This is a genomic window from Klebsiella oxytoca NBRC 105695 (assembly GCF_001598695.1).
Lineage (GTDB): Bacteria > Pseudomonadota > Gammaproteobacteria > Enterobacterales > Enterobacteriaceae > Klebsiella > Klebsiella oxytoca.
In genome coordinates this window covers 737,163-749,551 of sequence record NZ_BCZK01000001.1, presented here as the reverse complement: position 1 = coordinate 749,551, position 12,389 = coordinate 737,163, and the positions used below count along the sequence as shown (strand labels likewise).

Genomic DNA, 12,389 nt, shown 5'->3' with positions numbered 1-12,389 from the left:
AAGTGGCAGATTAATACTGAATTATTGCTAATGCTAAATTGCTATAAGCCATAGCCTTTCGGTGTTAGACAGGGCGCTAAGCGCCTCTTATCTTTCGTCATGATTTGTAAATACACTACGCAATTCTTTGATGAGGGAGCACTTTTGTCCAGACTACTGCACGGGTTAAAAACCAAACAGACGCGGTTCGCGCTTGCTCTGAAAATCGCGTTGCTCGGCGGCGCGGTGGCATTTTCTTCTGTCGCCATCGCCGACGAGATCTTAAAAGAAGGGATCACCCCGGCCAGCGATGCCAGCCAGATCCCCGCAGCGGCAAAGCTGCGTAAAGATACCGTCGTGGCCGGCATTTCCGAGCCACAGGGCATTTTTAACCCCTACTTCTTCGTCAACGGCTGGGATGAAAACGTCACCAACGTGATCTTCTCCCGCCTGATCGACTGGGACAGCCACGGCAAACTGGTGCCGGGTCTCGCCGAAAGCTGGACGGTCAGTCCGGACAACAAGGTCTACACCATCAAGCTGCGACCCAATCTGACCTTTAGCGACGGCTCGCCGCTGACGGCTGACGATGTCGCCTTTACCCTCACCGTGCTGCTGGACCCGAAATACGACGGCGATACCGATATTACGCTCGCCAATATCGCCGGCGGCGCGGAGTACAAAGCGGCGAAAGCCGATAGCGTCAGCGGTCTGAAAGTGCTGGATCCCTTGACGCTCCAGGTGACCACCACCCAGCCGGGCGCGACGACGTTGGCAAAAATTGGCGGTCCGGTACTCTCCAGAGCGTATTACGGCAAAGGCTACCGGCGCGGCAATCTCGATTATCTGCGCACCCTGCACGGCAAACCGCTGGGCAACGGCCCTTACGTTTATGACAAATATATCCCCGGCCAGGAGATTCGTTTCCACGCCAACAGCCATTTTTATCGCGGTACGCCCCCCACTCCGCGCTTTATCTATCGCGTGACCAACCCGGCGACCAACTTTCAGCTCTTCCAGACGGGCGAAACCGACTACGACGCCTTTACCTCGCGTCCTGACGATATCGAACAGCTGAAAATGCTCGGCTTTGCCAACATCAACCTTTACGGCTCCAGCGACTACAGCCAGGTGGAGTTTAACGTCCGCCGCCCGGCGCTGAAGGACGTCAAGGTACGCCAGGCGCTGATTTACGGCCTCGATCGCCAGAAGCTGATTGATGTGGTCTACCAGGGCTACGGTAAAGTAGCGATTGAGCCTATCGCGCCAATCTCCTGGGCCTGGAACGCCGACGGAGTGAACCCGTATCACTATGACCCGGCGCAGGCGAAGAAGCTGCTGGACGATGCCGGCTGGAAACCGGGACCGGACGGTATCCGCGTCAAAGAGGGCAAACGCCTGGAGTTAACCCTGCTGGTGAGTAAGAAAGTGCTTAACGATGCGCTGATCCCTATCGCCAAAGAGAACTGGCAGCAGATTGGCGTCCTGTTAAAACCGCAGGTCGTCGATTTCAACGCCCTGATGGCGCAGCGTAAGTCGGGTAATTACGATCTGGCGTCGTTCAGCACCAGCACCCTTAACGACCCGCATGATGGCGTCTGGGATTTTTACAGCGCGGAAGCGAAAGAGTCCGGCTATAACAATCCGCAGGTCGATAAGCTGATTACCGAAGGTAACTCGGTGCTCGACGTTGAGAAACGCAAGCCTATCTACCACCAGCTGTATCAGGTACTGGCGCAGGACCCGCCGGTTATCCTTCTCGGCTACCGCGAAATTCTCTCGGCGAGCAGCGCCCGGGTCACCGGCTTCAAACCGGATATCTACAACGGCCTGACCGGCAGCCTGCCGGATGTCAAAATCGTTAAGTAAATCCCCAGCCGCCGGGATGTCCGGCGGCTGACGTGAGAATGCCATGAGAAATTTCATCCTGAGACGGCTGCTGCAAACGCTGCCGATGCTGCTGCTGGCTTCATTCATTATCTTTATGCTGTTTGCCAAAACGCCGGGCGATTTTATCGACGGCAATATCACCCTCACCGCCGCCCGCGCCGCCGAACTGAAGGCGATTTACGGTCTGGACCAGCCGTTACTCACCCGCTATATCCATTGGCTTGGCCAGCTGCTGCGCGGCGATCTTGGGTTCTCGTTGCAGTACCAGATTCCGGTCAGCCAGCTGCTTAACCAGTACATCTGGAACTCCTTCCTGCTGGCCAGCGTGGCGCTGGTGTTCTACTGGGGGATTGGTCTGACGGTCGGCGCAATCTCGGCGCTGAAGCCCAACTCGCTGTTCGATCATCTGGTGAGCGTCGCGGTCTTCGCCGCCATGTCGTTCCCGACCTTTTTCCTCTGTCTGCTGCTGATTAAGTGGTTCGCCGTCGACCTGCACTGGCTGCCGGTTGGCGGGATGACCCGTACCGGCAGCGACGACAGCGGCTGGGGCTATGTGCTACAGGTTGCCGCCCATCTGGTGCTGCCGGTGCTGGCGCTGGTGATGCTCCAGGCAGGTAGCCTGACCCGCTATTTTCGCGCCAGCATGCTTGAGGTGGTGAAAATGGATTTTATCCGCACCGCCCGCGCTAAAGGGCTACGCGAACGCACGGTTATCCTGAAGCACGCCTTGCGGAACGCCCTGCTGCCGATCATTACCCTGCTCGGCTTCGAGCTGCCGGGGCTGTTTTCCGGGGCGATCATCACCGAAAAAGTATTTAACTGGCCCGGGGCTGGACATATTCATATTGATTCGCTGGCCGCCCGCGACTACCCGGTGTTAATGGGATTCACCCTGTTTCTGGCGGTGCTCACCATTCTTGGCAATCTGCTTGCCGATGTGCTTTACGCGTGGGTCGACCCGCGCATTCGCGTGAGGTCCTGATGCTCAGTTCCCTGTTCTCTTCCAACCGACGCCTGCGCGACGCGGAAATTCCGGCGCTGGCGCAGGTTACGCCGTCCCCCTGGCGTCAGGCCTGGCAGGCGCTGCGTCACAATCGTCTGGCGATGCTGTGCCTGCTGCTGCTGGTCATCATGGCCCTCTGGTGTACGCTAGGGCCGCTGTGGTCGCCGTGGAAGGACGATGCTACCGACGCGCTGATGATCAACAAGCCACCCGGCGCGCAGCACTGGCTGGGTACCGATTTTCTCGGTCGCGATATTTACACCCGCCTGCTACTGGCCGGACGCATTTCGCTGATCATCGGCCTGCTGACCATGCTGCTGTCGGTCACCCTTGGCTATCTGCTCGGCGCGCTGTCGGGCTACGCCGGCGGCCTGACCGATAAACTCATCATGCGTTTTGCCGATCTGGTGATGACCATCCCCGGCCTGCCGCTGCTGATTGTCGCGGGAGCGATGCTCTCCGAGCTCGATTTCTCGCCGAATTCACGCATCTATATGGTGGTAGTTATGCTGAGCCTGCTGGAGTGGCCGAAGCTTGCCCGGCTGGTACGAGGGCAGTGCCTCTCCCTGCGCGAGCGCGACTTTATGCTGGCGACCCAGGTGCTGGGCTTGTCGGCGCGGCGCCGTCTGTTTGGTCATCTGCTGCCGAATACGGTACCGATTCTGGTGGTGATGGCGACGATGGCGGTGGCTAACGCTATTCTCAGCGAGTCGGCGCTTAGCTACCTCGGGCTTGGCGTTGTGCCGCCGACGCCGTCGTGGGGCAATATGATGGACGCCGCTAACAGCCTGATCGATTTTCAGCGCCGCCCCTGGCTATGGATGCCGCCGGGGATCGCCATTTTTATCACCGTCATTGCCATCAACGTGCTGGGCGATGGCCTGCGCGACGCCATGGACCCCAAAATGAAACAGAGGCTGAAATGAGTCGCGCATTAATTACCTTTAATCAACTTTCGGTCTCTTTTGCCGCCGACAAAGGCCGGGTACGCGCGGTGCAGGAGGTGTCGTTCACTATCCGCGCCGGGCAGACCGTTGGCGTCGTCGGCGAATCCGGCTGCGGTAAAAGCGTTACCGCCATGTCATTAATGGGCCTGCTGCCGCCGCAGGCGGCGCGCATTGACGGTGGGGAGATACTTTTCGAGGATCAGGATCTTCTGCGGCTGAAAAATGCCCATATGGCCGATCTACGCGGCAATCAGCTGGCGATGATTTTTCAGGAACCGATGAGCGCCCTTAATCCGGTACTCACCGTCGGCGAGCAGCTGTGCGAGCCGCTTATTCGCCACCGCGGCGAGTCGCCGAAGATCGCATGGCAGCACGCTATCCAGCTTCTGGCTGATGTTGGACTAGCGCGCGCGGATAGCCTGATGGCCAGCTATCCACACCAGCTTTCCGGCGGCATGCTGCAGCGGGTGATGATCGCCATGGCGCTGAGCTGCCAGCCGAAGCTGCTGATTGCCGATGAGCCGACGACCGCACTGGACGTCACCGTGCAGGCGCAGATCCTGCGACTGCTGCGCGACCAGGCGCGAGCCAACCGGATGGCGATGATGCTGATTACTCACGATCTCGGAGTTATCGCGCAGATGGCCGAACACGTGGTGGTGATGTACGCCGGGCGTATCGTTGAGCAAGGTGCGACAGCGACTATTTTGCGTAACCCGCAGCATCCCTATACCCAGGGGCTGATCGCCTCGCGCCCTGTGCCGGGGGAGCGGCGGCGACGCCTCTACTCAATCCCCGGTAAGGTACCGGACCTCGCCGCCCTTCCCGCCGGATGCGCCTTCGCCGAGCGCTGCGCAAAAGCCACCGCGCGCTGCCGACAGAGCATTCCGCCGCTATCGGGGCATAACCGGCAGGCCGCCTGCTTTTACAGTGAACTTTCGGAGTCCGTGGCATGAGTCATGAATACGTGATTGAAGTGGATGGGCTAAAAAAACACTTCCCGCTACGCGATGGGCTATTCGGCCAGCAGACCGGCGTGCTGCGGGCCGTGGATGGCGTGAGCTTTAAGATTCGCCGGGGCACGATTTTTGGCCTGGTAGGCGAATCCGGCAGCGGGAAAACCACCGTTGGCCGCACGCTGCTGGGGCTATACGAGAAGACCGCCGGCAGCGTGAAGTTTCGCGGCCAGGAGCTTGCCGAACTGTCGCCGCAGGCGATGCGCGCGCTGCGGCCTAAAATCCAGCTGGTTTTTCAGGACCCCTACAGTTCATTAAACCCGCGCATACGCATTGGCGTCGCCATCGGCGAGGCGATGCTGGAACACAAGCTCTGTCGCCGGGCGGAGCTGTATGACAAAACCCTTGAGGTGATGCGCATCTGCGGGCTGTCTCCGCAGCATTACAACCGCTTCCCGCACGAATTTTCCGGCGGCCAGCGTCAGCGCATCGGCATTGCCCGTGCGCTGATCTTAAACCCGGATTTTATTATTGCCGATGAACCGATTTCAGCCCTCGATGTGTCGATTCAGGCGCAGATTATCAATCTGTTTTCCGACCTGCGCGACGACCATGGGGTGACGTTTTTGTTTATCTCCCACGATCTGGGGGTAGTAGAGCATCTGTGCGATGACGTAGCGGTAATGTATCTCGGTCAGTTAGTAGAGACCGCCAGCCGCGATGCGCTATTCAGCAGCCCCCTGCATCCCTACACCCGGGCGCTGCTGGCGGCGGTACCGACCCTCGATCCGGACAGCGAGCCGGTCGCGGCGCTACAAGGTGAAATTCCCGACCCGTCCCGGCCCCCTTCCGGCTGTCGTTTTTCCTCGCGCTGCCCGCAGGCCAGCGACCGCTGCCGCCGTGATATTCCACTTCTAAGGGAGGTTGCCGACGGCCACCTCGTCGCCTGTCACGCGGTTTAGCGCCGGGTAATCTTCAGAGCATAAAAAAACCGCCCACACGCAGGGGCGGTTAGTTGCGTAAGAGCGAACCGGCTGCGGCTACTCTTCCAGCGCGAAGGCAATAATATCATCGCCCACGTCCGGCGAGTGGCTGGCGCCCCCGGCGGAGATCACCACGTACTCTTTACCGCTTTTCGATGATTTATAGATCAGCGGAGCCGCCACTGCCCCTACTGGCAGACGAGCGCGCCATAGCTCTTTACCGGTAGCGGAATCCAGCGCGCGCAGGTAGTTATCCTGGGTACCGGCGAAGAAGACCAGTCCGGAAGCCGTGGACGTTGGGCCGCCCAGCGTCGGCATACCCAGCGGGATATGCATGTGCGTTTTCAGCCCCAGCGGACCGGTATCCTCTACCGATCCCATCGGTACCTGCCATATCAGCTGGCGGGTATTGAGGTCGATGGCGCTCATGGTGCCAAACGGCGGCGTATTACAGGGAACGCCCAGCGCCGACTGCAAGATATCAATCCGCACGCCGCCGTATGGCCCGGCAATTTGCGGACGCACGGTCCCCATAAAGCCGGGCACCTCGTCGGTGGAGACTTTGTATTTCGCCATATCCTCTTTGCGCACCAGCGACATTCTCAGCGGCATCCGCATATCATTGACGAACAGCGTTCCTGTACGCTCATCGATAGTGATACCGCCCCAGTTCATGCCGCCCAGCAGGCTCGGCCATTCGATGTACGGCTTCTCTGACGGCGGCGTGTACATACCCAGATAAGTCGACGCTTTGAAGTCGATACGGCACATCAGCTGATCGAACGGCGTCACGCCCCACATCGACTTCTCGGTGAGCGGCTCGACGCCCAATTGCGGCATGCCGGTGGAGAACGGCTGGGTGGCGGAGAGATGCTCGCCTTCCGCGCCGTCGTGGGCCACAGGTCGCTCTTCTACGCGAGTCACTGGCTTGCCGGTACGCCGGTCGAGCACGTAAATCTGCCCGGTTTTGGTAGTCTGGATCAGGACCGGAACCTCTTCACCCCGGTCGTTTTTCATATGGAACAGTACCGGCTGCGACGGCAGGTCATAGTCCCAGATATCATGATGCACGGTCTGGAAGATCCACTTCGTCTCCCCGGTGCTGGCATCCACCGCCACCACGGACGAGCCATATTTCTCTTTGGCCGCGTTGCGATCGCCGCCCCAGTAGTCCGGCGGACCGTTACCGGTCGGCAGATAAATCAGATTCAGCTCTTTGTCAAAGCCCGGCACCGTCCAGACGTTCGGCGTTTCGAGAGTGTAGACGCGCCCTTTTACCGGATCGGTCACGTTTTCCGGCTGGCCGACGTCCCACGCCCACACCACTTTGCCGGTACGGACGTCAAACGCGCGCACCACGCCGGAGGGTTCGCCGTGCACGATATCGCGCACCCAGCCGCCGAGCACCGCAATATGCCCCATAATCACCGGCGTTGAGGTCGGATGGTAGCGTTTGCTGTTTTCGGTATTGTCCATACCCTGTTTCAGATCAACGCTACCGTGGTCGCCGAAGTCATCGCACAGCTCGCCGGTTTTGGCGTTCAGGGCGATCAAGCGGGCGTCGACCGTAGACACCAGGATACGCTGCGGACACTGCTGCAGCGACGGGCTGGCCTTCTCCTCTGCGCTCAGAGAATCATCGCTCTGCGCATCCCAATAGCCAACCCCGCGGCAGGTGACGTGCTCGGCGGTTTGCGCGTGCGGGTCAAAACGCCAGCGCGCTTTACCGGTATCCGCATCCAGCGCGGTGACCACGTTCAGCGGCGTACAGGAGTACAGCGTATCGCCAATTTGCAGCGGGGTATTTTCATCGACGCCAATTCCGGCGCCGGTAAGCCGCCGGCCGGTATGGTACGTCCAGGCGACTTTCAGGTTTTTGACGTTTTGCGGCGTAATGTCCTCGTACGGCGCAAAACGGGTGCCGGAGGCATCGCGACCGAAGAACGCCCAGTTATCGCTTCTGGCAGCCAGGGTCGGCGTTTTGTCGTCGCTCGCTTTCACCACGCCGTTATGAATACCGCCGTGCGGGTAAAAGGCCGAGACCAGCGTCGCCAGCAGCACGAGGAAAATCGCCGAAGCGCTCCAGTTGGCGTAGCGTACCCGCGTACGCGGCATCGGCAGCGTCGCCGACAGCCACAGCGCCAGCATCAGCATCAGCGCAGGCACCACCAGTCGTGGGATCAGTCCCCAATAGCTGAGCTGCACTTCATACAGCGCCCAGGCAAGGGTCAACAGAAAAGTCAGAATGGCAAAAGGCAGGACATATCGACTACGGGCGAGATAGCCGACGGCGATAAGCAGATAAGCAATACCGGCGAGCAGATACCAGGCGCTGCCGCCCAGCGAGAGGAGTTTGCCCCCCCAGATGGTGAAAAAGAGCCCAATGCCAAAGCTCAGTAATACAAAGAGTAATCGGTAGACGGTGAAGAAAATTCCCCTTCCGCTACCTTGTCGTTCGTCCATATTTCATCCCATACGACGTCAGTCGAAAAAACCAAAACATCTTATATAAACAGCGCCTTATCAGACCAATAAGGGCACAGACCGCATATCATGTTGGTTGGACGCTCTCAGGCAGAGCGAAGAACGTAAGGAATTATATGTATTTGTAAAAATAATGTAAAACTATCACGCATGAAATGTTTAAATTTTTTTAATTTATAAAACTAATTTATCAGATGAAGCGGTTGTAAGGCTGAACGCGCGGAGTTGAGGCGAGGAAAGATGAAGGGCAAAACGATTGTCGACCCGCAGCCCCCTGCGGGTCGACAATCTTCACTTTATGCTTATCCGGCGTTACGGCAGAGGCAGATGTCGCCTAGCGCGGCGGCAAGATCCAACTGCGCCAGCTCCTTCAGACCTTCACGCTTGATAAACTGGCTACGGTGCTTACTTTTAACCTCTTCCAGGCTTTTCTTAATCTCGGTTGGCGGTAATTTATACCAGCCGCGTCGATGCTTCTCGCCGCCGATTTCCAGCCAAAGCTCAGAATAACGGGTTTTTACTCTGTCGCTTTTAACATGAAAATCACTGTCGATAGCATAGATCTCCTTGATATTGAAAAAGGATAAAAAACCGTACAGCAGAGTGATAATTAAGTTTTTAGGACGGGTGCCGTAAAGCTCTTTCGTCAGCGCCTTCACCTCTTCATTATCGATATCTTTCCCTCCCTGAATACCGCCAATCCAGGCGCGGCCATCGTCAGTGCAGGAAAAACAGATACTGTAGACGCGTTTATCGCCAAGGAACATTAACAACATGAGCTCCCCTTCCTCCTGAAAAGGCGATGCCAGGAGCTTCACATCAATACTGCTACCGTTTTTCAGCGGAATGGCGATAAGCGTACGGCCAAAGTTCGCCATATCATACAGCTGCGGCAAGGCCTCGGGACGAAAGCTTTTTTCTATAAAATTCAAAGCGCCATGAGCGATATCGAGTTTCGCTCTTTTTGACATCTTTTTATTTAAATAGGCCTTAAAGGGTTTATCTTCAAAGTTAACCAGCCCCTCGGTGGCTCCCGTTAATTTCGCGCAAGCATAGCTGGCGCATAATGTCTGATATTCTTTGTATTTCCCTCCGGTTAAAGATATTTCTCTGCATTTACGCAGTACCTTTTTATAGCTGAGTTTAACCTGACAAATAAATTTATTATGTTTCCGCCATTCTTTGACGGCGGCTACTGCGGTTGTCGATACCATTGACCATAATCCATAGATACATCCATAAGCACGGCAATATTAGCATAATCTTTACAAGTCAATGGCCAGTGTGGCGCTCGTTGTCGATTTGTTTAACAAATAGCGTGATAAACATTCAACAATTTGATGGCTAAAAATGAAATATCCGCTCAACTATTGTTTGTCGCCGCCCACGCCTTTTCTCGTCTCGCCTTGCGCAATAAAACATCCGCGCTTACCGCTATGTGCTACCGGGGCTCAGGCCGGGTGCATCCGCCTGCCGTTTTGCCTATACTTGCACACGGTCAACACTGAACTTAAATGGGTAACGCATGGAAATTGATCTCGATAACCTGGTTTTTAGCGGACTGGAAGAAGCGCAAGAGCGCAACGCTGAACGACTTGAAGATGCCGATAAAAAAGCGCAGGCCATTGTGGCCGATGATGACTGCGGCGACGCCTGTAAGATCTAACGACCAAACCGGCTACTCTGCCGGTTTTTTTATCCCGCCAGCGCAGCCCTCGCCATAAAGCCGTTTGCAACGCGCTTTTTAAAGAAAAATTTTCTCCCAAAGCGCTATTTTACAAATTGAACGTGCAACTTTTTTCTCTGCTGAGTGCGGTAATATTTTGATTATCGTTCCTGCGAGCCGCGCCGTTTTCTGGCCCGCAGGCGCAAATCAATGTCGAGGAGAAAGTCATCCCCTCGATGGCCATTTTTCTGCACCGCTCCAGAGGCTCAGTCATGTCACACCGGGAAAATCGTGCTAAATGGAACCTGTTTATTCAGGCATTAAAACAGGAAGTGAAACCCGCTTTAGGCTGTACCGAACCGGTATCTGTCGCCCTCGCCTGCGCCGTGGCGGCGCAGCAGCTCTCTGGCGCGATTGTGCGGATCGAAGCTGCGGTCTCGCCGAATCTGATGAAAAATGGTATGGGCGTCACCATCCCGGGTACGGGGATGACCGGCTTGCCTATCGCCGCGGCTCTCGGCGCTATCGCCGGCGACCCGCAGGCGAATCTGGAAGTGCTTAACAAGGCCACCCGTCGGGAAATTGATGCCGCCAGGGCGCTACTTGAGGTTGGCGCCGTGCGCGTGGTGCTACAGGAACCCTGCGACGAGATTCTGTACGTTCGCGCCAAAGTCTACGCGGGCGACCAGCATGCGACGGTCACCATCACCGGCGACCACACCAACGTGGTGGCGATTGAGAAAATGGGTGAGCCTCTGTTTGTTAAGGACGCAAGCGCGAACGCTGCTCCCGCCTGCGATCCGCTGGCGCAGGTCGCCCACAGTTCGCTGCGCGAGATCTATGATTTCGTTAGCGAAGCGCCTGCGCAGACGCTGGAATTTATGCTCGAGGCTGGCGCAATGAACAACGCCCTTTCAAAGAAAGGGCTGAGCAAAGAGTGGGGATTGCATATCGGCCCGACGCTAAAGCGCCAGGTCGACAAAGGACTGGTTTCCGATGATATGTTTAACGAGATCCTCTACCGCACCAGCGCCGCGTCGGATGCCCGCATGGGCGGCGCATCGCTGCCGGCGATGACCAACTCCGGCTCCGGCAACCAGGGCATCACCGCCACCATGCCGGTGGTCGTGGCCGCAGAGCGTCTTCACGCCAGCCAGCAGCAGCTGGCCCGCGCGCTGGCGCTATCACATCTGGTCGCCATTTATATTCACTGTCAACTTCCGCGGCTATCGGCCCTCTGCGCCACCACCACCGCCGGAATGGGTGCCGCGGCGGGGATTATCTGGCTGATGAACGGCAGCTTTGACACCATCGCCATGGCGGTTAATAACATGATTGGCGACGTCAGCGGCATCATATGCGATGGCGCTTCCGGTAGTTGCGCAATGAAAGTGTCCACCAGCATCTCTTCCGCCTGGAAAGCGGTTCTGCTGGCGCTGGATAATTCGGTTGTTTCCGGCAACGACGGTATCGTCGATCGCGATGTGGAAAACTCCATTCGTAATCTTTGCGCCATCGCCGGTCGGGCCATGCAGCATACCGACCGACAAATTATCGAAATCATGGCGCACAAGCGTTATTAGGTTTGACGCGGCGCTGGACGAATGGATGCCGGGCGTTGTCCGGCGGTAAAGCGTCCACTGCCCCTCCGCCGCAGCATGTAAAAAAACCACGCCGGCATGCACGCGCGGGCGTGGTTCGATTTTTGGTTAACGTCGTTGTTCAGACGCGAGGATAGTAAGCAAAGAGCGCCGGCGCGCCGCCGGTATGGACAAACATCACCGGCCCGCTGCCGGTGAAACGCGTCGTTTTCACGCCATCGATCAGGCCCGCCATCGCCTTGCCGGTATAGACCGGATCAAGCACGATCCCCTCCAGCTGCGCCAGCAACGCCACCGCCTCCATCCCTGCGGTATTCGGCATGCGTCTCCGCGCTGTCGGAGGACACCACCACGGACTGCACACATCTGCTCGCACTGATCCGCTATCTCCAGCGCGCACTCAACGTAGCCCAGCGACCCCAGCGCGTTTGAGCCGCCGACGGGAACAATATAGGGTTTCGCCCCTTCTGCCGAAAGCCGCTCGCTGAACTGCTGCAGCTGCGCATCCGAATCGTAAAGTTCTGCAACCCTTTCTGACTCGCAGCCCATCAGGCTAAACAGCAGATGGTTGCCGTTGCAGAGATAGTTAGGCTCCACGGTTTGAATGGGATTCTCCAGCAGCGCTGCGCACTTCAGACCCATCTGCCGCCAGAAACTCAAGCTTTCTGAGCTTATTACCGCCCATGCCAGGATGCGAAATATCGTCACGTTTTATAGAGATATCGCGCTGCAAATATTCCGACAGCCGCTGCAGATGCTGAACGGGAGTGACGCCACCAACCAGCGCGACGCGCGCTAAGCTGTTGAGATAATGTTTTACCGACATAGCCCTCTCCTTGATATAAAAACGGCGGCTAATAAGCCGCCGTTAAGCCGTCTT

At 57.3% G+C, this 12,389-nt stretch carries 9 protein-coding genes and 1 pseudogene; 7 read left to right on the top strand and 3 right to left on the bottom strand.

Annotation, left to right across the window (positions count from 1 at the left end; genetic code table 11):
• Positions 1-144 precede the first annotated feature (144 nt).
• The 5 genes from KO1_RS03340 to KO1_RS03320 are packed head-to-tail and all read left to right on the top strand — an operon-like array spanning position 145 to position 5,737.
• Positions 145-1,848, top strand: coding sequence for an ABC transporter substrate-binding protein (locus KO1_RS03340; protein ID WP_064406837.1), 1,704 nt, complete (start codon positions 145-147; stop codon positions 1,846-1,848).
• 43 nt (positions 1,849-1,891) lie between these two features.
• On the top strand, positions 1,892-2,851 hold the full coding sequence (locus tag KO1_RS03335) for an ABC transporter permease (protein WP_004102780.1): 960 nt from the start codon (positions 1,892-1,894) through the stop codon (positions 2,849-2,851).
• Positions 2,851-3,798: an oligopeptide ABC transporter permease gene (gene opp4C, locus KO1_RS03330; RefSeq protein ID WP_004113485.1), complete on the top strand. Its 948-nt coding sequence runs from the start codon at positions 2,851-2,853 to the stop codon at positions 3,796-3,798. Before KO1_RS03335 ends, opp4C begins: the two co-directional genes overlap by 1 nt.
• A complete protein-coding gene (locus tag KO1_RS03325; RefSeq protein WP_064406836.1) occupies positions 3,795-4,775 on the top strand; it encodes an ABC transporter ATP-binding protein in 981 nt (326 codons plus the stop codon). The genes opp4C and KO1_RS03325 overlap by 4 nt, the downstream gene beginning before the upstream one ends.
• On the top strand, positions 4,772-5,737 hold the full coding sequence (locus KO1_RS03320; protein ID WP_024274290.1) for an ABC transporter ATP-binding protein: 966 nt from the start codon (positions 4,772-4,774) through the stop codon (positions 5,735-5,737). The genes KO1_RS03325 and KO1_RS03320 overlap by 4 nt, the downstream gene beginning before the upstream one ends.
• 78 nt (positions 5,738-5,815) lie before the next feature.
• On the opposite strand, the gene KO1_RS03315 is transcribed toward KO1_RS03320, so the two are convergent.
• Both KO1_RS03315 and KO1_RS03310 read right to left on the bottom strand, forming a co-directional pair.
• The gene (locus tag KO1_RS03315) at positions 5,816-8,221 is read right to left on the bottom strand and encodes a membrane-bound PQQ-dependent dehydrogenase, glucose/quinate/shikimate family (RefSeq protein WP_064406835.1); all 2,406 of its coding nucleotides are present in this window, start codon (positions 8,219-8,221) and stop codon (positions 5,816-5,818) included.
• A gap of 323 nt (positions 8,222-8,544) precedes the next feature.
• Entirely contained in the window at positions 8,545-9,456 is a 912-nt protein-coding gene (locus KO1_RS03310; protein ID WP_024274292.1) for a DUF535 family protein, read from the bottom strand.
• 311 nt (positions 9,457-9,767) lie between these two features.
• Between KO1_RS03310 and KO1_RS27995 the strand changes: the two genes are divergently transcribed.
• Both KO1_RS27995 and KO1_RS03305 read left to right on the top strand, forming a co-directional pair.
• Positions 9,768-9,908 (top strand): hypothetical protein, encoded by a 141-nt coding sequence (locus KO1_RS27995; RefSeq protein WP_004102786.1) that lies wholly within the window; start codon positions 9,768-9,770, stop codon positions 9,906-9,908.
• A 272-nt stretch (positions 9,909-10,180) separates the two neighbouring features.
• Positions 10,181-11,491, top strand: a complete 1,311-nt coding sequence (locus KO1_RS03305) for an L-cysteine desulfidase family protein (RefSeq protein ID WP_024274293.1) — start codon at positions 10,181-10,183, stop codon at positions 11,489-11,491.
• A gap of 139 nt (positions 11,492-11,630) precedes the next feature.
• Here KO1_RS03305 and KO1_RS26825 read toward each other — a convergent pair.
• Positions 11,631-12,335: pseudogene (locus KO1_RS26825) on the bottom strand (PALP domain-containing protein).
• Positions 12,336-12,389: the final 54 nt, after the last annotated feature.